Source organism: Qipengyuania sp. (genome assembly GCF_043423005.1).
Classification (GTDB): Bacteria; Pseudomonadota; Alphaproteobacteria; order Sphingomonadales; family Sphingomonadaceae; genus Qipengyuania.
Genome location: NZ_JBHWMI010000004.1, coordinates 38,392 through 62,188, shown reverse-complemented (window position 1 = coordinate 62,188; position 23,797 = coordinate 38,392). Strand labels below are relative to the sequence as shown.

The 23,797-nt window shown below is 65.7% G+C and carries 20 protein-coding genes; 12 read left to right on the top strand and 8 right to left on the bottom strand.

What is annotated here, in order from left to right; translation table 11 throughout:
• The first annotated feature begins 27 nt into the window (after positions 1–27).
• From ACHFFA_RS00590 to ACHFFA_RS00555, 8 genes are all read left to right on the top strand, one after another.
• On the top strand, positions 28–1,401 hold the full coding sequence (locus ACHFFA_RS00590; RefSeq protein ID WP_394268893.1) for an OprO/OprP family phosphate-selective porin: 1,374 nt from the start codon (positions 28–30) through the stop codon (positions 1,399–1,401).
• 71 nt (positions 1,402–1,472) lie between these two features.
• Complete coding sequence (locus tag ACHFFA_RS00585; protein WP_394268892.1) at positions 1,473–2,528, top strand: substrate-binding domain-containing protein; 1,056 nt, start codon at positions 1,473–1,475, stop codon at positions 2,526–2,528.
• A gap of 19 nt (positions 2,529–2,547) precedes the next feature.
• Entirely contained in the window at positions 2,548–3,933 is a 1,386-nt protein-coding gene (gene pstC / locus ACHFFA_RS00580; protein ID WP_394268891.1) for a phosphate ABC transporter permease subunit PstC, read from the top strand.
• Positions 3,926–5,197, top strand: coding sequence for a phosphate ABC transporter permease PstA (gene pstA / locus ACHFFA_RS00575; protein WP_394268890.1), 1,272 nt, complete (start codon positions 3,926–3,928; stop codon positions 5,195–5,197). Before pstC ends, pstA begins: the two co-directional genes overlap by 8 nt.
• Before the next feature lie 38 nt (positions 5,198–5,235).
• Positions 5,236–5,982, top strand: coding sequence for a phosphate ABC transporter ATP-binding protein PstB (gene pstB / locus ACHFFA_RS00570; RefSeq protein ID WP_394268962.1), 747 nt, complete (start codon positions 5,236–5,238; stop codon positions 5,980–5,982).
• Positions 5,982–6,653 carry a phosphate signaling complex protein PhoU gene (gene phoU / locus ACHFFA_RS00565; protein WP_394268889.1) on the top strand — a complete coding sequence of 224 codons (672 nt, stop codon included), beginning with the start codon at positions 5,982–5,984 and terminating at the stop codon, positions 6,651–6,653. Before pstB ends, phoU begins: the two co-directional genes overlap by 1 nt.
• Positions 6,654–6,721: 68 nt before the next feature.
• Positions 6,722–7,411, top strand: coding sequence for a phosphate regulon transcriptional regulator PhoB (gene phoB / locus ACHFFA_RS00560; RefSeq protein ID WP_394268888.1), 690 nt, complete (start codon positions 6,722–6,724; stop codon positions 7,409–7,411).
• A gap of 44 nt (positions 7,412–7,455) precedes the next feature.
• Positions 7,456–8,442 carry a hypothetical protein gene (locus tag ACHFFA_RS00555; protein WP_394268887.1) on the top strand — a complete coding sequence of 329 codons (987 nt, stop codon included), beginning with the start codon at positions 7,456–7,458 and terminating at the stop codon, positions 8,440–8,442.
• On the opposite strand, the gene ACHFFA_RS00550 is transcribed toward ACHFFA_RS00555, so the two are convergent.
• The 4 genes from ACHFFA_RS00550 to ACHFFA_RS00535 are packed head-to-tail and all read right to left on the bottom strand — an operon-like array spanning position 8,439 to position 15,470.
• A complete protein-coding gene (locus ACHFFA_RS00550; RefSeq protein ID WP_394268886.1) occupies positions 8,439–9,179 on the bottom strand; it encodes an extensin family protein in 741 nt (246 codons plus the stop codon). The genes ACHFFA_RS00555 and ACHFFA_RS00550 overlap by 4 nt on opposite strands.
• Position 9,180: 1 nt before the next feature.
• The gene (locus ACHFFA_RS00545) at positions 9,181–12,726 is read right to left on the bottom strand and encodes an error-prone DNA polymerase (protein ID WP_394268885.1); all 3,546 of its coding nucleotides are present in this window, start codon (positions 12,724–12,726) and stop codon (positions 9,181–9,183) included.
• 7 nt (positions 12,727–12,733) lie between these two features.
• A complete protein-coding gene (locus ACHFFA_RS00540) occupies positions 12,734–14,218 on the bottom strand; it encodes a UdgX family uracil-DNA binding protein (protein ID WP_394268884.1) in 1,485 nt (494 codons plus the stop codon).
• A 7-nt stretch (positions 14,219–14,225) separates the two neighbouring features.
• Positions 14,226–15,470 (bottom strand): putative DNA modification/repair radical SAM protein, encoded by a 1,245-nt coding sequence (locus ACHFFA_RS00535; RefSeq protein WP_394268961.1) that lies wholly within the window; start codon positions 15,468–15,470, stop codon positions 14,226–14,228.
• Between the two features lie 240 nt (positions 15,471–15,710).
• On the opposite strand from ACHFFA_RS00535, the gene ACHFFA_RS00530 reads away from it, so the two are divergent.
• Positions 15,711–16,118: a PilZ domain-containing protein gene (locus ACHFFA_RS00530; RefSeq protein WP_394268883.1), complete on the top strand. Its 408-nt coding sequence runs from the start codon at positions 15,711–15,713 to the stop codon at positions 16,116–16,118.
• Between the two features lie 19 nt (positions 16,119–16,137).
• Here ACHFFA_RS00530 and ACHFFA_RS00525 read toward each other — a convergent pair whose 3' ends face one another.
• Together ACHFFA_RS00525 and ACHFFA_RS00520 are read right to left on the bottom strand one after the other, a co-directional pair.
• A complete protein-coding gene (locus tag ACHFFA_RS00525; protein ID WP_394268882.1) occupies positions 16,138–17,718 on the bottom strand; it encodes a DUF6504 family protein in 1,581 nt (526 codons plus the stop codon).
• A complete protein-coding gene (locus ACHFFA_RS00520) occupies positions 17,715–18,488 on the bottom strand; it encodes a hypothetical protein (protein ID WP_394268881.1) in 774 nt (257 codons plus the stop codon). The genes ACHFFA_RS00525 and ACHFFA_RS00520 overlap by 4 nt, the downstream gene beginning before the upstream one ends.
• A gap of 148 nt (positions 18,489–18,636) precedes the next feature.
• Between ACHFFA_RS00520 and ACHFFA_RS00515 the strand changes: the two genes are divergently transcribed.
• Positions 18,637–19,122 carry a pyridoxamine 5'-phosphate oxidase family protein gene (locus ACHFFA_RS00515; protein ID WP_394268880.1) on the top strand — a complete coding sequence of 162 codons (486 nt, stop codon included), beginning with the start codon at positions 18,637–18,639 and terminating at the stop codon, positions 19,120–19,122.
• 78 nt (positions 19,123–19,200) lie between these two features.
• Here the strand turns inward: ACHFFA_RS00515 and ACHFFA_RS00510 are convergent, their stop codons facing one another.
• On the bottom strand, positions 19,201–20,775 hold the full coding sequence (locus ACHFFA_RS00510; protein WP_394268879.1) for an amino acid permease: 1,575 nt from the start codon (positions 20,773–20,775) through the stop codon (positions 19,201–19,203).
• A 140-nt stretch (positions 20,776–20,915) separates the two neighbouring features.
• On the opposite strand from ACHFFA_RS00510, the gene panB reads away from it, so the two are divergent.
• Together panB and ACHFFA_RS00500 are read left to right on the top strand one after the other, a co-directional pair.
• Positions 20,916–21,788, top strand: a complete 873-nt coding sequence (panB, locus tag ACHFFA_RS00505) for a 3-methyl-2-oxobutanoate hydroxymethyltransferase (RefSeq protein ID WP_394268878.1) — start codon at positions 20,916–20,918, stop codon at positions 21,786–21,788.
• 12 nt (positions 21,789–21,800) lie between these two features.
• Positions 21,801–22,862 (top strand): DUF475 domain-containing protein, encoded by a 1,062-nt coding sequence (locus tag ACHFFA_RS00500; RefSeq protein ID WP_394268877.1) that lies wholly within the window; start codon positions 21,801–21,803, stop codon positions 22,860–22,862.
• On the opposite strand, the gene ACHFFA_RS00495 is transcribed toward ACHFFA_RS00500, so the two are convergent.
• The gene (locus tag ACHFFA_RS00495) at positions 22,792–23,796 is read right to left on the bottom strand and encodes a bile acid:sodium symporter (protein ID WP_394268876.1); all 1,005 of its coding nucleotides are present in this window, start codon (positions 23,794–23,796) and stop codon (positions 22,792–22,794) included. The genes ACHFFA_RS00500 and ACHFFA_RS00495 overlap by 71 nt on opposite strands.
• Between the last annotated feature and the right edge of the window lies 1 nt (position 23,797).

Here is a 23,797-nt window from a genome sequence, read left to right as displayed (position 1 = left end):
GCCCCCGCCCGAGGCCCGGAACCGAACATGACCTATCGCGCAGTCATTCTTGCCGCCGCTCTTGGTTCGACAGCCATGACGGCCATGCCCGCCGCCGCTCAGTCGGTCGGTAACCCTGCCCCCGCCGACGATCTGGCGCAGATGCGGGCAGAACTTGCCGCATTGGCGGCAAAGGTCGCGGCGCTCGAGGAAGAACTTGCGGCAGAACGCGCACAACAGGGTGACGCCGGCGCGGCTGCGGCAGCCGTGCCCGCGGCAGCCGCACCTGACGCATCCGGTGATGAAAGCCCGACGATCACGTTCAAGGGCGCCCCCGAGATCGAGGCGGAGGGCGGCTGGACCTTCAAGCCGCGGGGCCGCCTCCAGGCCGATGCGGGATTCGTTTCAGCGCCCGATGGCACCGGGGACGACGGCTTCGGCAGCGAACTGCGCCGCGCCCGGCTCGGCGTGCAGGGCACGATGCCCGGTGGCTTCGGTTACAAATTCGAAGTCGATGCCGCCGGCAACGAGATCGAGCTGGTGGATGCCATCATCACCTACGCCGATGACGGGCTGACCATCACGGCCGGCCAGCACAACAACTTCCAGTCGCTTGAAGAGCTCACCAGCAGTCTCTTCACCTCCTTCATCGAGCGCGCGGCCTTTACCGATGCGTTCGGCTTCCAGCGCCGCCTCGGCCTGAGCGCGCAGTACGAGGCTGGCGCGCTGATACTGCAGGGCGGCATTTTCAGCGACAATGCCGGCGACCTGCCGTCGCGGAATTACAGCGTCGATGGACGGGCGGTATACATGCCCAAGCTGGGCGAGGGCCAGCTTCACCTTGGCGGTTCGATCCATCTTACCGACCTCGAGGCTGATGCTTCGGTACGCTATCGCCAGCGTCCGCTGGTGCATTTCACCTCCACCCGCTTTGTCGATACCGGCGCTATCGATACCACCCGCGAACTGGGGTTCGGAGCCGAGGCGGCCTATATCGCCGGCCCGTTCCATGTCGCGGGCGAAGCCTTCTGGCAACGGGCCGAGCGAACGGGCACCCTGCCCGACGCGGCGTTCTTCGGCGGCTATGCCGAGGCCGGCCTGTTCCTGACCAAGGGCGATACCCGCGGTTACCGGAAGGGACAGTTCGACCGGATCAGGCCGCAGTCTCCGGTCGGCGATGGTGGAATGGGCGCGGTCCAGATCGTCGCCCGCTACGATCGGCTTGATCTCGACGATGCGGACATTACCGGCGGCAAGCAGGACGGCTATTACCTGTCGCTGATCTGGACGCCGACCGATTACACGCGGCTGATGCTCAACTACGGGCACCTGGACTATTCCGATGCGGTCCTTGCGGCGGACAATGGCGAAACCGATTACGGTGTCGACAGTGTCGCCCTGCGCGCGCAGATCGATTTCTGATCCTTGCCGCTGCCTTCAACCCGTAACATTCCCGTCATACCGGGCCCGGTGACACTGGAAGGGACACAATCATGAAACATTCGCTGATCACTACCGCCATGCTGGCTGCATCCGCCCTGACGCTCGCCGCTTGTGGCGCAGAGGGCGGCGGGGGCGCGGGCGGATCGCGTGACTTCGTCCGTGCGGTCGGCTCGTCGACGGTCTATCCGTTCGCCAAGGCGGTCTCTGAAACCTTCAGCCGCGATTATCCCGAATTCAAGTCGCCCGTGATCGAGGCGATCGGCTCTGGCGCGGGGATCGCCGCGTTCTGCGAAGGTGAAGGGCCCAATACCCCCGACATCGCCAATGCCTCGCGCCGCATGAAGGCAAGCGAGCTTGCGACATGCCGGCAAAACGGCGTCAACGATATCGTGGAAATCCAGGTCGGCCTCGACGGAATCGCCTTTGCCGCCGCGAAGGACGGCATCTCGCTCAATCTGACGCCCGAGATCGTCTACAAGGCGATTGCCGCCCGGCCCTATGGCCAGCCGCAGACGGCCAAGACGTGGAAGGATGTCGACCCGTCGCTTCCCGCGATGCCGATCCTCGTCTATGGGCCGCCCTCAACTTCGGGAACGCGCGATGCGTTGAAGGAACTGGTACTTGAGAAGGGGTGCGAGGCCAATGCCGAGATGGAAGCTCTCAAGGAAACCGACAAGGACCGGTTCACCCAGGTCTGCACCGAAGTGCGTTCGGACGGCGCCTATGTCGACCAGGGCGAGCAGGACAATCTGATCGTGCAGAAGATCGAGAGCAATCCCAATTCCATCGGTGTCTTCGGCTATTCCTATCTCGAGGAAAATCTCAATCGGCTGAAGGGCTTGCCGATGAACGGCGTTCAGCCGACCTATGAAAACATCGCCAGTTTCGATTATCCGGGGGCCCGGCCGCTGTTCGTCTATGTCAAGAAGTCGCACATCAATGCGATCCCGGGTCTGAAGGAGTTCCTTGGCGAATGGCCGAAGATGTGGGGCAAGGACGGGCCGCTTGCCGAGCTTGGCCTCGTGGCATCGCCCGATGACGTGATGGCGACCAGTCAGCGGGCGGCGACCGAGTTCACCACGCTCGACGGCGCGCAGCTGAAATAACCGGTCGGGGGCAAAACGCGTGTCGCTGACCATCCTGCTTCTGCTGGCTTTCGGGCTTGGCCTTGCCGGATGGCTGGCGGCGCGCGCCCGCGCCTGGGCCTTCCGGCGCGAAAGTCCGGGGCGCAGGCTGGCCAGCCTGCCCAATTACCATGCGTGGTTCGTCGCCCTGTCGATCGCGATACCGGCGGTGCTGTTTGCGGTTCTGTGGTCGGCGATTGCGCCCAATCTGGTCACGCAATCCGTTCTCGCCAGCCCCGCGGCGGCCGACCTGCCCGCCTTCGGGTTCGAGCGGACGAATATCCTCAACCAGGCAAATGCGGTGGCGACCGGGGCGGCGCCGGGGGTCTTCAACCCTGCGGCAGAGGGCCTTGTCGCGCCCTATCGAGAGGCCATGTCGCGCTATTCCCTCATCGGCATCGTCCTGACACTGCTGATCGGGTTCGTCGGGGGCGCGTGGGCATTTCTGAAGCTCAAACCGGATTTTGCCGCCCGGACGCGGGTGGAACGGATCGTGATGACGATCCTGCTGCTCGCCTCGCTGGTCGCGATCCTCACCACGATCGGCATCTTCGCCAGCCTGATTTTCGAGACCATCCGCTTCTTCGGCATGGTCAACCCGCTCGATTTCCTCTTCGGCACCCACTGGGCGCCCGACCCGATGGCCAATCCGGACAACCCCCAGTCCGACAGGTACGGCGCCATTCCACTGTTCTGGGGCACGCTGTTCATCGGCGCCATCATCGCCATGATCGTCGCCATTCCCCTGGGCCTGATGAGCGCGATCTACCTCACGCAATATGCCCATCCGCGGCTGCGCGCGTGGGTCAAGCCGGCGCTGGAAATCCTCGCCGGGGTGCCGACGGTGGTCTATGGCTATTTCGCCGCGCTGACGATCGCGCCCGCCATCCGCGATGCCGCCGCGGCCCTCGGCGTCGCCAATCCCTCGAGCGAGAGCGCGCTTGCCGCCGGGCTGGTGATGGGCGTGATGATCATCCCCTTCGTTTCCTCGATGGCCGACGATTCGATCGCCGCGGTACCGCAGGCGATGCGCGACGGCAGCCTGGCGATGGGGGCGACCACCAACGAGACCATCACCCGGGTGCTGATCCCCGCCGCCCTGCCCGGTATCGTTGCCGGCGTCATGCTGGCCGTCAGCCGTGCGATCGGCGAAACCATGATCGTGGTGATGGCCGCGTCCACCGCCGCCAATCTCACCGTCAATCCGCTCGAGGCGATGACGACCGTGACGGTTCAGATCGTCGCCATGCTGACCGGCGAAGGCAGTTTCGATCATCCAGCCACGCTCAGCGCCTTTGCCCTCGGCCTGGTGCTGTTCCTGGTGACGCTGGCGCTCAATTTCATTGCCCTGCGCGTGGTCAAGAGGTTCCGCGAAGCCTATGAATGACGCCCTCGCCCCGGACGCCGCCACCGGCGCACCCACCCGCACCGACCGGTTCGAGAAGCGGCTTGCCCGGCGCTATGCAGCCGAACGGCGCTTCCGTCTGATCGGTCTGGCGGCGATCGTCTTTTCGATCGCGGTGCTGGTCTTCCTCCTCGGCACCATGATCGCCAACGGGATTGGCGGCTTCCAGCGGGCCGAACTGCGCGTGCCGATCGACTTTGCCGAAGCGGGGCTGACGGTCGACCCCTCGATCTCGTCCGAAGCCGAGGCGGTCCGCTCGCTCGAGGCGCAGGGCCTGCCCGGCACGGTCGAGTTCTTCGCCGAACAGGCATTGGGCGCGCAAGGTGCAGCGCAGCTCGGCACGCATGCCTGGCGCGATGTCGCCGCCGCGATCTATGCCGATCCCGCGATCCTCGGCGGACAGCAAACCTTCGATCTGCCCGCCTCGGCCGACCTTGCCGCAGCACTCGACGGGGAAGGCTCGCCCGAGGCCGAGGCTTTGGTCAGGCAGCTGACGGCGGATGGCAGCCTGTCGCGCAATTTCGATGCCGGTTTTCTCGAACGCTCTGATGCCACCAATCCGCAGCAAGTCGGGATCTGGGCCGCGCTCAAGGGTTCGATCCTGACGATGATCGTCACCCTTGCACTGGCGTTCCCGATCGGCGTTCTCGCCGCGCTTTACCTCGAAGAATACGCACCGAAAAACCGCTGGACCGACCTCATCGAGGTCTCGATCAACAATCTGGCGGCGGTGCCTTCGATCATCTTCGGCCTGCTCGGGCTAGCAGTGTTCCTCGGACTGTTTCCGAACCTGCGTTCGGCACCGATCATCGGCGGCATGACCCTGGCGCTGATGACGATGCCGGTAATCGTCATCTCGGGCCGCAACGCAATCAAGGCGGTGCCGCCAAGCATCCGTGATGGCGCGCTGGCCGTGGGTGCAAGCCGGGTGCAGGTGGTCTTCCATCACGTGCTGCCGCTCGCCCTGCCCGGCATCCTTACCGGCACCATCATCGGCATGGCCCGCGCGCTGGGCGAAACCGCGCCGTTGCTGATGATCGGGATGCGGGCCTTCGTCTCGACCCCGCCCGAAGGCTTTACCTCGCCGGCCACCGTCCTGCCGGTGCAGATCTTCCTGTGGTCGGACGAGATCGACCGCGGGTTCGTCGAACGCACCAGTGCGGCGATCATCGTACTCCTGATCTTCCTCCTGCTGATGAATGGCCTTGCCATCTATCTGCGCAACAAGTTCGAGAAGAAGTGGTGACCCTAGTCCATCAGAACCTCGAGACGACCGACGCCAAGATGAGCGCGCGCGACGTCTCCGTCTTTTACGGTGCGAAGAAGGCGATCGACGACGTGTCGATCGATATTCCCACGCGCTATGTCACGGCCTTCATCGGCCCCTCCGGCTGCGGCAAGTCGACCTTTCTGCGCACTCTCAACCGGATGAACGACACCATCCCTTCAGCCCGGGTCGAGGGGCAGATCACCCTCGATGGCGAGGATATCTACCGGTCGCGGATGGACGTGGTGCAATTGCGCGCGCGGGTGGGCATGGTGTTCCAGAAGCCCAATCCGTTTCCCAAGACGATCTATGAGAATATCGCCTACGGGCCGAAGATCCATGGCCTCGCCGACGGCAAGGACGAACTCGACGCGATCGTCGAGAAATCGCTGAACCGCGCGGGCCTGTGGAACGAGGTCAAGGATCGCCTACAGGACAGCGGCACCGCGCTTTCCGGCGGCCAGCAGCAGCGGCTCTGCATCGCGCGCGCCATCGCCGTCGATCCGGAAGTCATCCTGATGGACGAGCCGTGTTCCGCGCTCGACCCCATCGCGACGGCCAAGATCGAGGAACTGATCAGCGAACTGAAAGGTCGCTACGCTATCGTCATCGTGACGCACTCGATGCAGCAGGCTGCCCGGGTCAGTCAGCGCACGGCGTTCTTCCACCTTGGGCGGATGGTGGAATACGGCCGGACATCGGATATCTTTACCAATCCGAAAGAGCAGAAGACGCAGGATTACATCACGGGACGCTACGGCTGATGCAGGAACATACGGTAAAGGCATTCGACGAGGACATCACCCGTCTGCGCGGCCTGATCGCGGAGATGGGGGGCTTGGCCGAGGTCGCCATTCAGGAGGCGCTGGACGCGCTGGTCCGGGGCGACGATGCGCTGGCGAAGACAGTCGTCCAGAACGACAAGAAGATCGACGCGCTGGAAAGCGAGATCGACCGGCTGGCGATCCGTATCATCGCCCTGCGTGCGCCCATGGCCGACGATCTGCGCGAAGTCATCGCCGCGCTGAAGATCGCCGGGGTCGTCGAACGGATCGGCGACTATTCCAAGAACATCGCCAAGGCGAGCCGCGAGATCGGCGAGAACCGCAAGAAATTCGAACCCCTGACCCTCCTTCCCGCGATGGCCGAAGTTGCCAGCGAGATGGTCCACGACGTGCTTACCGCCTATGCCGCGCGCGACCCGGCTCTGGCGCTTGAGGTGATCGCCACCGATAATAAGGTCGATGCCTTCTACAACTCGATTTTCCGCAATCTTGTCAGTCACATGGTGGAAAATCCTGCGACCATTTCGAGTGCCGCACAGCTGCTGTTCGTCGCCCGCAATCTGGAACGGATCGGGGATCATGCGACCAATGTGGCCGAGATGGTTCATTTCGCCGCCACCGGAACGTATCCGGCCGATGACGACAGCTGACACAATAGTGTAGCCTTGCCGACATACGAGCCACGCAGGTCGTCAATGGATGTGCGAAAGGCAAAGGCGTGAAACCGGCGAAGCTCCTGTTGGTCGAAGACGATCCGGCATTGTCGGAACTGCTCGAATACCGCTTCGTCAACGAAGGCTATGCGGTCCGCACCACGCCGGATGGTGACGAAGCCCTGCTTCTCGCACGCGAGGACACGCCCGATCTCGTCATTCTCGACTGGATGATCGAGGGGACCAGCGGCATCGAGGTCTGCCGCCGCCTGCGCCGCGAAAAGGCCACGGCGCATGTCCCTATCATCATGCTGACCGCCCGCGAAACCGAAGACGACCGTGTCCGCGGTCTCGATACCGGGGCGGACGATTATCTCACCAAGCCGTTCTCGCCCCGCGAACTGCTCGCCCGGGTGGCCGCCGTCATGCGCCGCATCCGTCCGGCCCTTGCGGGAGAGACCATCGCCGTGGGCGACCTGTCGCTCGATCCGGTGGCCCACCGCGTCGTCCGGCGGGGCGAGACCGTTCGCCTCGGCCCGACCGAATACCGCATGCTCAAGTTCTTCATGGAGAATCCAGGACGGGTCTTCAGCCGCAACCAGTTGCTCGACGGCGTGTGGGGCACCGAAAGCGATATCGAACTGCGCACGGTCGACGTCCACATCCGCCGCCTGCGAAAGGCCATCGAGATCGACGGCGCCGCCGATCCCATTCGCACCGTGCGCAGCGCCGGTTATTCGATCGAGCCCGCCTGATCCGGTTCATTGCGCCGCCAGCCTGACGGGTGGATAATGGCCCCATGCTGGAACGACCCTTCGCAGCTCTCATGGCGTGCATTTCGACCGCCACCCTGCTGTCCTGCGTACCCACGGTGCGCGAGACGCTGAGCGAGGCCGCGGGAGAGAAACCGCCGCCCGAGGCCACCGCCACGCCGCAGGGGCGGGTGCCCGGGCCGGTCGAGGATGCCGACGAGATTGCAGGCGAATGGGATATCGTCCGCTTCGACGGACATGAGCCCCGGCGGATCGGCGGCGGCGTTCGGCAGGCCTTTGCTGATTTCGGCCCTGAGGGAGTCGCCTTGCGGATCGAGTGCAATCATTCGGGTGCCGAAGGCCGTCTCGAAGGCGGTGTGTTCCGCTCAGAACCGGGCGTTCGCACGATGACGCTGATGGGCTGCGGCCCCGAACGCGAAGCGCGCGATGCTGCCCTGTTCGGGTTCTTCGATCGCGCGCCAGTCGCGGAGTGGTTGCCCGACGGCCGCCTTCGCTTCACCGCCGGTAGCACCGAATTGCTTCTCGAACGGCCCGATCGCCGCCGGCTCGCCTATGCCGTCCCGGCCAAAGAGCTGGTCGGAGAATGGCGGATGACCATGATCCATGCTTACGACGGCGGCGGCTATCGCGGGATTGGACTGGGTGAAGTACCGGGGCGCATTGCCATTGGCCCCGATACCATCGCCTACACCCGCTGCCCGCAATACGCGGTGAGCTATCGCCTTGGCGAGGACGCACGGCTTACCAAGACGGGCGGCACCCACCTTCCCGCAACCCGCCCCGCGGACTGCCGCGACCTTTCAAGTCCCAACGAATTCGGTGACATGCCAACCGCATGGGATGCCTTGCGCATCCTTCACGGCGATCCGTCCGTCGAATGGTCAGGCGAGCGGACGATCCACCTGCGCAGCGGGGATCTCGGCCTCGAGCTGACGCAATCGCCGTGCGAATTGCTGGAGCAGTCCGATGATCACTCGCGCACTATTGTCAGGGACTGCGCCTCGCCCCGCTAGCGGCACACGGCCGACCAGCGGGCGTCCATGTCGAGATGAAAGTGATCGGCATGGGCGGCGTTGTAGTCGGGTGAGAGGGTGGTGGCGAAGGCGCTGCACGCGCCATCGCGGGCGGCGCGGAGGAAGCGCGCCTTGTCGCCATCGCCTGCCCAGTCGCCCAGCACGCTGATGCGGGTGCCGTCCTCGAGGACGAAACCGGCGATGTCGATCGCATTCCCGGTAGCGTGTTCGCTGTAGGGGCCATCGCTGCGGCCATAGAGCCGCCGACAGGAATACACCCCTAGATGCTCGACCCGGGCGATGGTGCTGCCGAAGAGGTCCTGCGCCAGTGGCTCGAGCGTATTGCGCTGCCACAGTTCAAGGCCCGCCGCCACCGCGCAGGTCATCGGCGGAGGCGGCGGGCTGAGCGGGTAATCGCCGAGGCGCAGGCGGTCGGGCCGGGCGCAGGCGCCTTCGCCCGCCGGTTCGAGCGAGGTGAAGGCAATATCGCTCCGCCCAAGGACCTCGCGGCACTGGCCCGGATCGCTGCGCATGGCCTGCAGTTTGCGCGGTGTCGCCCAGCCCGGCGGATCGTCGAGATCGAGGGGCGCCCACGGGTCGTGCTGGGGATGCTCGGCCAGCCAGGCGCGGCCGGCCACGAACAGGGCGGCGAACAGCAGCAGGGCGATCACCCGTCGATCGCCCGTGAAACGGCCGATGCGGCGGGAGATATGCCAGGGGTCGATCTTTCGTGCCATGCTAGTGAAAGTCGCGCGACTTGGGGATGATCCTCACATCGCGCGGGTGCCCCTGATGCCAGCCGCATTCGCGGTTGTTCGGCGGCGGCTCCTGCCACGGTTCGACCGGGCGATAGGGGTCGTCCGCCCCTTCGCGCAGATTGTCGCGCGGATTGAACTTCGAGGGCAGTGGGCTGTTGACGTGATCGGCGCGGGCGAAAGGGGCGTTGAGCATTTCGTCAGACAGCTTGTGCAGCTCGGGCGTCGCATCGGTCATGTGATGGGCGATCACGTGGATCACCTCGTCATCATATTCCACGCGGCCGCGCACCTCCATCAGCCGCGCGCCCATCACCACGCGGCGCTGCTTCTCCTTGAGGTCCGGCCAGACGACCAGATTGATGACGCCGGTCTCGTCCTCCAGCGTGATGAAGCACACCCCCTTGGCGCTGCCCGGCCGCTGGCGGATCAGCACTACGCCGGCGACATGCACCATGCTGCGAAACTTGCGCGCGCGCAGATCGCAGGCGCGCACGAAGCCGCGTTCGGCGAGGCTCGCGCGCAGGAACGCCAGCGGGTGCGCCTTGAGGCTGAGGCGAGTGGTCTGGTAATCGGCCACCACCTCTTCCGACAGGGGCATCGCGGGCAACAGGGTGCGGGCTTTCTCGGCCCCCTCGTCCCGGGCCGCGGCGGCGGCGAACAGCGGCAGGTCCGCCCCGCCGATCAGGCTGCGCGCATCCCACAGGGCCTGGCGGCGCGACAGGCCAATCGAACCGAAGGCATCGGCGCTTGCCAGCCGTTCGACATGGGCCGGCCCGATCCGTGCCCGGTCGCGCAGCGCGCGGACATCGGCGTAGGGACCGTTCGCCTCGCGCTCGGCAAGGAGCTGCGCGGCGACTGCTTCGGCCAGCCCGTCGATCTGGCGCAGCCCCAGACGCAGCGCGATGTGCTTGTCGAGCCGGCCACTATCCGGCCCTGCCTCCGCCCCGCCCTCACCCATCCGGACCAGCGTGCAATCCCACTGCGACAGGTTCACGTCGGGCGGCAGGATCTGCACCCCGTGCTCCGCTGCATCGCGCACGATCTGCGCCGGGGCGTAGAACCCCATCGGCTGCGAATTCAGCAGCGCGCAGCCGAACGCTGCCGGGAAATGGCATTTGAGCCAGCTCGAGACATAGACCAGATGGGCGAAGCTGGCGGCGTGGCTTTCGGGGAAGCCATATTCGCCGAAACCGCGGATCTGGTTGAAACAACGCTGGCTGAAGTCGCGGTCATAGCCGCGCTCCACCATTCGCTCGACCATCATGTCCTGCAATTCGTCGACCATGCCGCGGCTGCGGAAAGTGGCCATCGCCTTGCGCAACCGGTTGGCCTCCTTGCTCGAAAACTTCGCCGCATCGAGGGCGATCTTCATCGCCTGCTCCTGAAAGATCGGGACACCCAGCGTCCGTTCCAGAATGCTCGAAAGCTCGTCCGGCGGGCCGTGCTGCGGGCTTGGCGCGGGGATGACCACCTGTTCCGCCCCGCGCCTGCGCTTGAGATAGGGGTGGACCATATCGCCCTGGATCGGGCCGGGGCGCACGATCGCCACCTGGATGACGAGATCGTAGAACTCGCGCGGACGCAGCCGGGGGAGCATGTTCATCTGCGCCCGGCTTTCCACCTGGAACACGCCCAGCGAATCCCCGGTCCGCAGCATGGCGTAGGTTTCGGGATCCTCGCGCGGGACAGTCGCCAGCGTCAGCGTGCGGCCGTGATGATCGTCCAGCAGATCGAGGCATTTGCGGATGCAGGTCAGCATCCCCAGCGCCAGCACGTCGACCTTGAGGATGCCCAGCGCCTCGATATCGTCCTTGTCCCATTCGATGAAGCTGCGTTCGGGCATAGCGCCATTGCCGATCGGCACCGTTTCGCTCAGCGCACCTTCGGTGAGGATGAACCCGCCGACATGCTGGCTGAGATGGCGCGGCATTCCGATCATCTGCTCGGTCAGCTTGAGCACGCGGCGCAGGTGCGGATCGCTAACGTTCATGCCGGTTTCCGCGGCATGGGCCTCGCTGATCTCGTGCCCCCAGCCGCCCCACACCGTCTTGGCAAGGGCGGCGGTGACGTCCTCGGTCAGCCCCATCGCCTTGCCGACCTCGCGGATCGCCATGCGCGGGCGGTAATGGATCACGGTGGCGCACAGCCCGGCGCGGTGGCGGCCGTATTTGCGATAGAGGTACTGGATCACCTCCTCGCGCCGCTCGTGCTCGAAATCGACGTCGATGTCGGGCGGCTCCTTGCGGTCCTCCGAAATAAAGCGGTCGAACAGGAGCTGGTGCTGCGAAGGATCGACGCTGGTGATGCCGAGACAATAGCAGACCGCCGAGTTCGCCGCGCTGCCGCGCCCCTGGCACAGGATCGGCGGATCGACCTTGTTGCGCGCGAAATCGACGATGTCCTTGATGGTGAGGAAATAGCGCGCCAGATCGAGCTTGCCGATCAGCGCCAGTTCCTTGTGCAGCGTCTCGGTCACGCTGTTCGGCACACCGGCGGGAAAGCGCCACTCGGCCCCCTTCCAGGTTTCGCTTTCGAGATAGTCCTGCGGTTCCATCCCGCCGGGATAGAGCTCCTCGGGGTATTCGTAGCGCAGCTGATCGAGGCTGAAGGTGCAGGCATCAGCCACCTCGCGCGTGGCGGCGATGGCGTGGGGCCAGCGTTCGAACAGGCGCACCATGGTTTCCGGCGGCTTGAGATAACGCTCGGCATTGCCGTGCAGGAGGTGGCCGGCCTGCGCCACCGTGGTCTTGTGGCGGATCGCGGTCATGACGTCCTGCAAGGGGCGCTTGTCCGGCGTTGCATAATGCACGTCGTTGGTCGCGAGGATGGAGAGGCCGTTCGCCTTTGCCAGCGCATCGAGCCGCTCGATCCGGGCAATGTCGCTATCGCCATAGAGATAGGCGGCGGCGATGTACTTCAGGCTCGGTAGTTGAGCGGCGAGATGAGGCAGCAGTTCGTCGAGAGTGCCTTCGACGTCCACCGGCTCGATTTCCGGCTCACCATTGAGAGCAACGACATTGCTCTGCGTCGCTATCGTGAACGCCTCTTCGAGATCGGGCGGCGGCAGCAGGATCAGCTGCACCCCCTCGGCATGGCGGGCAAGCATGGCGAGGCTGATGTCGCAGACGCCCTTCTCCTGCCATTCGCCATCGAGATCGCGCATCCGCCCGGCCGAGATCAGGCGGCACAGGCGTCCATAGGCCTTGCGGTTCCGGGGATAGGCGAGGAACGCAAGCCCCTCGACGGTCTCGATCCGGCAGCCGATGCAGGGCTTGATCTTGAGCGTCCTCGCCTCCGTATGCACCCGCACCACGCCCGCCATGGTGTTGGCGTCGGCGATGCCCAGCGCATCGTAGCCCAGCGCACGGGCGCGCAGCACCAGATCGACCGCATCGGATGCGCCGCGCAGGAAGCTGAAGCACGAGACCAGCCCCAGTTCGACGAAGGGTGCGCGCGGCGGCGCGTCGATCAGGTCGGGATCGAGCTCGATCCGCCGCTTGGGTATCTGATGGTCGTTTTCGGGCATCGGCCGCTCATGGCGCTTCGGCCAGCTCCGCCAGCCGTTCCTTCACCGCCGCCAGATCGGCATCGAACAGCCGCGCCTGTTCCTCGCGCGCCGGGCCTTCGAGCCGCAGCAGGTAGGAGGGGTGCGCCGTCACCCACAGCTCGCTGCCATCGTCGAGCGCAATCGGCGCGCCGCGGACCCTGGAAATGCTGACCGTCTTGCCCAGCATGCCCCGCGCGGCACTGGCGCCCATTGCCAGCACCAGCTTGGGCTGGACGATCGCGCGCTCGCTTTCCACCCACCAGCGGCAGGTGTCGATCTCCTTTGCGCCGGGCGACTGGTGCAGCCGCCGCTTGCCCCGCTGGACGTATTTGAAATGCTTGACCGCATTGGTGACATAGGCGGCCCGCCGGTCGATCCCGGCGCGTTCGAGATGCACGTCGAGCAGCTGCCCCGCCGGGCCGACGAAGGGCCGTCCCGACAGATCCTCCTGATCGCCCGGCTGTTCGCCCACGATCATCAGTGCGGCATTGTCGGGCCCCTCGCCCATGACGGCGGTGTTGTCGAGCAGGCCGATGGGGCATTTGCGGCAGGCGTGGATCGCCTTGTCGATCGCGGGGAGCGTTTCGGGTCGTTCCTCGAACTCGAGCGAGCCTGCCTCGACCATCGCGCTTTCCCTCCTTTGCGCCCCCGCCACCAGCTCGGGAATGAGCGCGGCCTCGGGCATGTTCTTCCAGTACTTGCGCGGCATCTCCTTGAGCATCGCGCCGATCTTGAGCCGCGCGGGATTGAAGATCGAGGCGTAATAGCTGCGCCACAGCTCTTCCATCGGATCGCCGCCGGGGGCATCGCCGCGCTGGGCCGGCGGGCCTTCGCGCATGGTCTCGGTATCCCAGTGGAGCGAGCCCTGGGGGGTCAGGATCGACCAGCGCATGTTGGCGAAACGGCGCATGAAGAAGCCGGCATTGGCGCGCAGGATGTGATGATCGGGTTCGAACCAGGCGACGTAATGTTCCTCGCCCGGCTCTTCGCCCTCTTGCGGTTCGACCAGGCGGAAGCGGACGAAGGCGTGCATCTTGTGACTGTCGCGCCGGACCGCCTTGTCGAGCTCCTCCAGCCGCCGCACATCGGGATCGGCCTTGTCCTCCATGATCCGCGGAGTGCCCTGCAGGCGCCAGAGCAGGCGATAGAGCAGCGCGAAGCGTTCAGGCTCGGAATGGAGGATCGCGTTGCGCGCAAGGTTCACGAACCGGCGGTTGGCGCGGACCGGGCGGGCATCCGCCGGCGGCACGGGCGCGCGGCGCTCGCCATGCGAAAACAGGTCGCCATTGCCGCCCGGCTCGACCCAGGCGATCCGATCGGGCGGAACATCGCACTGCACCAGCGCCCGCGCCCGTTCGCGCCAGAACTCGAAATCGTCAGGTTCGGGCATCTGCACGACATAGTAGGTGCCGAGCCTGACGTTCTGGAGGGAACGCGCCTCCTTCATGCGTTCGCCGGACGAAAAGGCCATGCCGGCCTCATGCCGCGAACAGTTCGAGCTGTTCGGTCCTGGGCGCAAGCAGGCTGCGCAAGTCCGCCTTGTCGGTCAGCAGGACGGGCCGCCAGTCGGCCGTGACGATGAACGGCCGCACCTTGGTGACCGACAGCGTCAGCCGGGCCACATCGTCGAGCCGCAGGGTGCGGTGGCGCCGGCTGGCAAGGATCTTGCCGACTGCCTTCACCCCCAGCCCCGGAACCCGCAGCAGATCCTCCTTCGAGGCGCGGTTGACGTCGACCGGAAAGCGTTCGCGGAACTTCAGGGCCCAGGCGAGCTTGGGATCGATATCGAGCGGCAGGTTCCCGTCCGCCTCGGTCGCCTGCATCACCTCTGCCGGTTCGTAGCCGTAAAAGCGCATCAGCCAGTCCGACTGGTACAGCCGGTGCTCGCGGATCAGCGGCGGGCGCTTCAGCGGCAGCACCGCGCTGGCATCCGGAATGGGTGAAAAGGCGCTGTAATACACGCGGCGGAGGCCGAAATTGTCATACAGGCGGCTGGCCTTGCCCATGATATCGGCATCGCTTGCCGCATCGGCGCCGACGATCATCTGGGTCGACTGGCCGGCCGGAGCGAAACGCGGCGCATGGCGAAAGCGCTTCCGAGCATCCTTCGCTTCGACCAGATCGTCCTTCACCTTGCTCATCGCACCTTCGATCTGGCGAGCGTTCTTGTCGGGCGCGAGGCGGGTGAGACCGGCATCGGTCGGCAGTTCGACATTGATCGAGACCCGATCGGCATAGAGCCCCGCCTGATGCACCAGTCCGGGATCGGCTTCGGGAATGGTCTTCAGGTGGATGTACCCGCGAAAATCATGCTTTTCGCGAAGGATGCGGGCAACCTCCACAATCTGTTCCATCGTGTGGTTCGAGCTCTTGACGATGCCCGATGACAGGAACAGCCCCTCGATATAGTTGCGACGATAGAACGCCAGCGTCAGATCGACCACCTCCTGCGGGGTAAAGCGCGCCCGGCGCACGTTCGAGCTCTTGCGATTGACGCAGTAATGACAGTCGAACACGCAGTGGTTGGTGAGCAGTATCTTGAGCAGCGAGATGCAGCGCCCGTCCGGCGCATAGGCATGGCAGATACCCATGCCTTCGGTGGAACCGATGCCCTTGCCGCCGAGCGAGTTCTTCTTCGCCGTTCCGGATGATGCGCACGAGGCATCGTACTTTGCCGCATCGGCAAGGATTTCAAGCTTCTCGAGCGTGGACGGCGACGTCATGTGTTCCATATATGTTCCGCTGTGGGATTCGCCTAGGGGTAATCGCGAAGAAGGGTGGTCCTTGGGCGACCGGGCAGACATTAGCGGAACGATGCGCATCCTTCTCCCGTTCCGATCATTCGCGCACGACCGGTCAGGAGCAACTGGAACGCCCGATGATTACCGCGCCGTTTACCCTGTTTGTTGAAACGGGTTTAACCAGCGGCCCACACATTCCTCGGTCCAGCAGGGGGTCGGCAGATGGCGTTATTCGGTCGCAGAACGGCAGTCGCGCAGCAATCCGAACGACGGCTGGCGAAACGCCGCACGGTGGACTGTGCCGCGCGGCTCAAATTGCTCGGCGGGGAACGCGAAGGCCGTCTTTCCGACCTGTCGGAGGCCGGCGCCCGGTTCGATACGCCCGATCCGCCCGCCAAGGACATGTCGGGCCTCCTCGTCTGGCATGACCATGCCTTCTTCGGCAAGGTGGTGTGGGCGAAGGACGACAGCTGCGGTATCGTTTTCGAACGGCCGATCCCGCACGGCATCGTCGAGCAGACGATCGCCGCCGCCGGCCCGGCGCATGTGCCGCTGGGGCCGGTCGCCCGGTTCGGCCAGATCCCGCTCGGCCAGAAACGCGGGCGGGGCCATCTCGCGATCGTCGAATGATCAGCGCTGATCCACGCGGCTAGGCATAGAGCCCCTGCAGATACCAGTCGGGCAGGTCGCCGCGCCCGTCACCCACGATGCCAAGGCGATAGATCCAGTAGCGGCGGCCCGCCTCGTCCTCGATCCGGTAATAATCGCGCAGCCGGGCCGAACCGCGTTCACGCCACCATTCGGGCGCGATCCGCTCCGGTCCCTCGACCCGCGCGACCTCGTGCACCTTGCCGCGCCAGCGGAAGCGCTTGGGATAACCATCGGGCGTGGCATAAAGCACGGCGATCCGCTCTGCCGTGTCGAGCAGCTTCAGCGGCCGCTTGTGAAAGGCGAGTTGTTCCTGGCTCGCCGGTTCGGGGTCGAGCGGGCGCTGCCAGCGCTGGGCGCGTTCGGGGATGTGGCTGGCGAAGGGCACCGGGCGGCTGACCGCCTTCTCGCCCAGCCGCACGGTCAGCCGGTCGATGCAGGCGGCAAGGCTGGTGCCCTGCGCCTCGGCCGAGGCTTCGATATCGCCCTGCGCCAGTTCGAGCGGTTCGGCCCAGCTGGCCCGTAGCCGTACCATTTCGATCCCGAAGCCGGCATCGACATCGTCGAGCTTCATCGCAAACAGACGGCAGATATGCGCCGCCTCGCGGGTGGCGGCGGCAAGCTCGAGCCGGCGCACCGCCACTTCGCCATCAACGCGCCATAGCCCCAGTTCCAGCCGCCGGGCCCCCTCGCCCCGCCCTTCCAGCTCGCGCGCCATGTCCGCGGCTAGATCGGCCAGCACCCGGTCGAGCAGCGGGCGGTGGCGGATCGGCTCCAGCAACCGCCGCTGAACCAGCGGCATGTCCTGCTGTACCACCGGCAGCAGCGGCTCGGGCACACGGCCGAGCAGCTGGTCCATCCGGATCAGCGGATTGGCCGCCGGGGACTTGCGGTTGCGGAACCGGCGCTGGATCGCGTCGCGGCCGATCGTGCCAAGCTCGCCCAGCCGCTTCAGGCCCAGACGGCGCAACACGGTGAGGACATCGCGGTCGAGCCGGAGCGCCGCCACGGGAAGTCCGGACAGGGCCCGGGCAATGCCTTGCTCCGGGTCGAAATCCGGACCGGCCCCGTCGACGATCGCATCCGGCGGGCCGTAATGCGACAGCGCCCACGCCGCCCCCGCGGTTGGCGCGATGGCGGCACGCACGGTTAGCCGGCGGCCGGCGAAGGCACGGTTCACATCGGCGAGCAGCGCGCGTTCCCCGCCATAGAGGTGGGGCACCGCGGTCACGTCGATCAGCAGCCCGTCGGGCGCGTCGAGTGCGGACCATGGCCCCCAGCGCCTGGCCCACAAGGCCAGCTTCTCGAGAAAGGCGAGATCGGCGGCGGGATCGGCCGGGGCGGTGGCGATCGCCGGGCACAGCGTGCGGGCATCGGCCAGCATCATGCCGCGCTGCGCCCCGGCGGCGCCGGCGTGACGGTTGATCGCCTCGATCCGGGGCCCATGCGCGGTATCGGCGATCAGCACCAGCGGCCCGTGGTCCAGCGCCGCCTGCGTTGCATCCGCCGCCAGCCGCCAGCGATCCAGCGCAAGATCGGGAAGCCACAGCGAAAGGATCCGCCGCCCGCACCCGCCGGTCATGCGGTGAGGGGCGAAGACCGCTGCATTGCCGGGGTTTCGCTATCCCTGTCCCGTTTCGCCGATGTCCGTAGCGCAAGCCTGCCGCCCGCCCCTTCCTCCAGCAACCAGTTGCCGGGCATGTGACTGCGCGCCCGGAACAGCTCTGCCTGCCATACCGGATCGCCCGGTGCCTGCGCGTTCCAGCGCGGTGCGGCAGAGGGGAAGCTGGCCACCTCCCACCGCATGCGGGCAGAGGAAAGGTCGCGCTCCGCATCGAGCCGCACCAGGAACAGCGGCACGCCGTGGCGCTGCGACACCAGGGTCAACCGGCGCGAGGCGGTGAAATCGAGCGCCTTGGGATTGCCTGCGATCTCGCCCATCACGAAGGCGAGTTCACGGCAGCGCAACCCCTCCTCCAGCGCGAACAGCGCATCTTCCGCCCTGTCGGCCAGAACATGAATGACCCGGTGGCGCAGATCCTCCGGCAGCCCGGCACGGTAGGGCCGACCCGACAAGCGCGCCGCATCGCGCGTCTGCACCCACAGTACCGAACGGCGATCCTGCGCCTCGTCGGTGTCCGTGCGGGGCGTATTATGCCAATCGTCGCGCGCCAGGGCCAGCGCCGCCCCGGCCCCGGCCCCCTCGTCTCCGCGGGCGAACAGTTCGCAATGAAAGGCCCGTTCGCCGGTCGCCGCCAGCCCGGGACGCCAGCGATCGCCATGCCGCTTGCACAGCGTCGCCACATCATGGAAAACGGTGGCCGGAAGAGGGGACAGATCGGGCTGGGTCATGCTGGAACGACTCGTCTGTTCTCTTTATGTTCCAACTTTGGCGGAATGACAATCCGCCCTTCTCCCCAGACCGGCGCGTTTCCCACAAGCTGCGGGACCGAACCTGTCGTTCGGCCATTGATAGGCCGGATACAAGGAGACGATCAGCATGAAGTATGCCGAAGGCAACGCCGACAAGCTCAAGGAAAAGTTCTGGAAGGCCCTGGCGGATTCGCCCTATGTCTTTCTCGAACTCGACGGCCGGCCCGACACTGCGGTGGTCATGACCGCCCAGCTCGACAAGGACGCCAACAGCGCCATCTGGTTCTTCAGCCATCGCAACAGCGACTTCACCAAGCTGGGCGGCGCGACGGTCAATTTCGCGGGCAAGGGGCATGAGATGTTCGCCCGCTTCGACGGCACGCTGGCAGAAGAGACCAGCCGCGAGCGTTTCGAGCAGTTCTGGAACAACTTCGTCGAGGCCTGGTACGACGGCGGGAAGGACGATCCCGACATCTTCTTCATGCGCCTCGATCTCGGCAATGCCGAGATCTGGAGCAGCGAACTGGGCGTGCTCAATACCGCGAAGATGGCGCTTGGCATGTATGTCGAGCCCAAGGCCGAAGAGCAGCACGTGAAAAGCACCCCGCTTTAAACCGGCGTACCACTCAACGAAAAGGGCCGCCCCCAATCGGGAGCGGCCCTTTTTTGATGCCGGCGAAGTGCCGCCGGTTCAGCGTCGATCGTCGATCGGCAGCATGGTTTCATGACCCGCCACATCGTCGACCACCTCGACCACGCCGCGCCCGAGATGACTGTTGCGGCGGCTGTAGGAAAAGTAGACCACGGCCCCCACCAGCGTCCAGACCGGCAGCACGATCATTGCTTCCAGGGGGAGATTGAGGAACAGGAACAGACAGCCGGCGATGGTCAGCGGGCCGACGATCATCAGGCCCGGCACACGGAACGGCCGCTTGCGCTGCGGATCGCGCCGACGCAGCAACATCACCGCCACCGCCACCATCAGGAAGGCATAAAGCGTTCCGGCATTGGCGATATCGGCCAATGCGCCAACCGGCAGGAAGGCCGCGGCCACGGCGACCACGATCCCGGTCAGCAAGGTCACCTTGTACGGCGTCTTCCACTTGGGATGCACCGCCGACAGCGTCTCCGGCAGCAGTCCGTCGCGAGCCATCACGAAGAAGATGCGCGTCTGGCCGAACAACAGGATGAGGATCACCGAAGGCAAGGCCAGGAACGCCGCGATGCCGAGCATGTTGCCGATGCCCGAGAACCCGATCTCGCGCAGGACGTGGGCCAGCGCCTCGTTGGAGCAGACCAGCTGGCCCGCATATTGCGGCAGGGCACACTGGCGCGCGAGCTCTTCCGAGCCGGCCGGGAACGGAATGCCATTGGGCCCCATGATCGGCTGTCCACCGATGGTGCCGACTGCACCGGCGGCGACGAGGATGTAGAAGATCGTGCAGATGAGCAGACTGCCGACCAGCCCGATCGGCACGTTGCGTTGCGGGTTGCGGGTTTCCTCGGCCGCGGTCGAGACCGCATCGAAGCCGACATAGGCGAAGAAGATGGTCGCCGCCGCGCCGACCGCGCCCACACCCGAACCGAAGCCGCCGAACAGGCCCGCAGGCAGGAACGGGTTGAACTTGTCAGGATCGAAATAGGCGCTCGTCAGGGTGAGCGCGATGAACACGGTGAGTGCGGTAATCTTGATCGCCACCAGCACCGCGTTGACCCGGGCGCTTTCCGTCGTCCCGATCATCAGCAGCCAGGTGACCAGCAGAGCGATGATCAAAGCCGGCAGGTTGATGAACCCGCCCGCTGCACCGCCCAGCGCCAGCGGCCCGGCACTGAGCCAGGCCGGCAGTTGCACGCCCAGGAACTCATTGAGGATCGTCCCGCTGAAATACCCCGACCAGCCGACCGACACGGCCGAAGCCGCGATCGCGTATTCGAGGACCAGCGCCCAACCCACGGTCCAGGCCAGGAACTCGCCCATCGTGGCATAGCTGTAGGTATAGGCGGACCCCGCCACCGGGATCATCGCCGCGATTTCGGCATAGCACAGTGCCGCGACGATGCAGACCGCGCCTGCGATCACGAAGGCCAGCATAAGCCCCGGCCCGGCCTTCTGGGCGCCGGCGGAGGTCAGCACGAAAATCCCGGTGCCGATGATGCAGCCGATGCCGAACAGCGTCAGCTGCAGGGCACCGAGCGAGCGGTGCAGGGATTTCTTTTCCGCGGTCGCCAGAATGGCGTCCAGCGGCTTCACCCGATCTAGAAACATTGACGAAAATCCTCCCTCTCGGCGCGTCCCTTCGTGCGGCGCGCCTGCGGACGGGTCGGGACGCTAATCGAAAGCGAGCAGTTTACAAGGCGCAAACTGTGCTCTTTCCCCCCATTGCGCCCGCGTCTAGAAGCCCCGCCATGTCGACGACATTCCAGCTCGATACCGCGACCAGCCGCGCCAACCCCACCCCGCAGCCGATGAAACGGCTGACGGTACCCAAGATCCGTGCTCGCAAGACCGACGGGCAGGAGGGCGAACCGCTGGTGATGCTGACCGCTTATACCGCGCGTCAGGCCCAGCTGCTCGATGCGCATTGCGACATGCTGCTGGTTGGCGATTCGCTGGGACAGGTCATCTACGGGCTCCCCTCCACCATCCCGGTCACTCTCGACATGATGGCCGCCCACGCCGCCGCGGTCGTGCGTGGAAGCTATCATGCCGTGGTCGTGGTCGACCTGCCGTTCGGGGCCTATGAACAGTCGAAGGAACAGGCCTTTGCCAGTGCCAGCAAGCTGCTGAAGGAAAGCAACGCCGCCGCGGTGAAGCTCGAAGGCGGGGTGGCGATGGCGGAAACGGTCGCCTTCCTGTCTGCCCGCGGCATCCCCGTGATGGGCCATGTGGGGCTGACCCCGCAGGCGGTGAACTCGCTTGGCGGCTATGCCGCGCGCGGCCGAAGCGACGCCGAAGCGGCGAAGATCATCGGCGATGCCAAGGCGCTCGACGAGGCCGGCGCCTTCGCCATCGTCCTTGAAGGCGTGGTCGAGCCGATCGCGATCGCGGCGACGGCGGCGGTCGCCTGTCCCACAATCGGCATCGGTGCTTCGCCCCGGTGCGACGGGCAGGTGCTGGTGACCGAGGACATGCTCGGCATGTTCGAGCGCGTCCCGCGGTTCGTCAAACGCTACGAAGATCTCGCGAGCGTGATCTCGAAGGCGGCCGAAACCTATGCCGCCGAAGTGCGCGCCCGCAGCTTTCCCGGTCCAGATCAGACCTATCAACCCAAGGACTGAGTTCCCCTCGCCATGCAGACCTTTACCCGTTTCTACGGTTTTTCCGTCATCTTCACGCTCGCCTGCCTCGGACTGGGGGCATGGTACGGGTGGGAAAGCACCGGCACCCTTGGCGGCACGGCAGCGATGCTGTGGATCATCGTCGTCCTTTCGGTCCTCGAGATCTCGCTCAGCTTCGACAACGCGGTGATCAATGCCTCGGTCCTGAAGGAGATGGACGAGGTGTGGCAAAAGCGCTTCCTCACCTGGGGCATCGCCTTTGCCGTGTTCGGCATGCGGGTCGTCTTCCCGCTTGCCATCGTGGCGATCGCAGCGGGTTTGGGACCGCTCGAGACGCTCGACCTGTCGCTCAACAATCCGACCGAATACGAACGCATCGTATCGAGCGCGCATGTCGGCATTGCCGGCTTCGGCGGGGCGTTCCTGGCCATGGTGGGGCTGAAATTCTTCTTCGATCTCGACAAGGATGTGCACTGGATCGACGTGATCGAGCGGCGGCTGTCGGCGGTGGCCGCCCTTCCGGCGATCGAAATTGCGCTGTTGCTGCTGGCGCTGTGGGGGATTTCGACCATGCTGCCCGAAGAGGAAGCGCTGACCTTCGTCGTCGCCGGGATCCTCGGGCTGGTCGCGTTCATCGCGGTTGAGGGGATCAACGCCTATCTCGAACTGCGCGAGGAAAAGGCCCGCCTGGCGGGGGCCATGGTCCGCAGCGGGCTGGGCGGCTTTCTCTACCTCAACGTGCTCGACGCAAGCTTCAGCTTCGACGGCGTGATCGGCGCGTTCGCGCTGTCCAACAACATGATCGTCATCGCGCTGGGCCTGTCGATCGGGGCGATGTTCGTGCGTTCGATGACCATCCATCTGGTCAAGCAGGGCACGCTGTCGGCCTATCGCTTTCTCGAGCATGGCGCGTTCTGGGCGATCATCGTGCTGGGGGCGATCATGCTGCTGTCGGCGCGGTTCCACATTCCCGAAACCATCACCGGACTGATCGGCGCGATCCTTATCGCTCTTTCGCTGTGGTGGTCGGTGCGCTGGAACCGGCGTCATCCCGAGGTCGTGCCAGCCGGCTAGAAAGCGGCGCGGCAAGCACCAGCTGCAACAGGTGATATAGAAGCAGCGGCACGACCACGAAGCCCGCCGCGTCGGACGAAAACAGCACAGCGGCGAGGGGAACGCCGACCGCCGCCGATTTCTGCGCGCCGGCAAACATGAACGATATACGCTCCGCCCGATCGAGGCGGAGCATTCTGCCCGTCCCCCACGCTCCGGCATGGGCGATGGTCAGCATCGCCAGCACGAGGACGCCGATCGCCGCCCAATCCGCGGCGCCGACCCGCGATCCGATGCCCTGCACCACCGCGCCTGATACCGCGACATAGACCGCAAGCCCGATGATCAAGCGGTCCATCCAGACGATCCTGTCCCGCTGCGCCGCCACGAACGTGCGGGTACGGGTCTGGACAAGCTGCCCGATGGCAAAGGGCAGGATCAGCACGAGGAAGATCTTGAGCGCAGTTGCCCCGCTCACCGCTCCCTCTCCGCTCCCGCCCAGCGCGACGAATAACGGAACCGATACGATCACGCCGAGGATATTGAGCATCGCCGCAGCAATGACCGACAGCGCGACATTGCCGCCGGCCAGCGTGCTGTAGGACGTGGCCGACTGCACGGTCGACGGGAGAACACCGAGATAGAGGAAGCCTGTCGCCAGCAGCGGCGGGACCATGCCTTCGGCCACACCTGCCGCCCCCGCGCCGAGAATGGCCATCGCGCCGAACACCCAGAGGACGAGCGGCCCGAAAAAGCGCCAGTGGCGAAAGCCGGCGATCATGTCGCTCCGCGCGACGCGCATGCCGTTCAGGAGGAACAGCACGAAGATCGCGCCGTCGGCGATCGCCGCCGCCGCGGTGCGGGCCTCGCCTTCGACCGGCAGGACGATGGCCAGCAGGATCGCCCCGACAAGGATGCGCAGCATCGGGTCGCCAGCGAGAGTGCTCAGGATCATG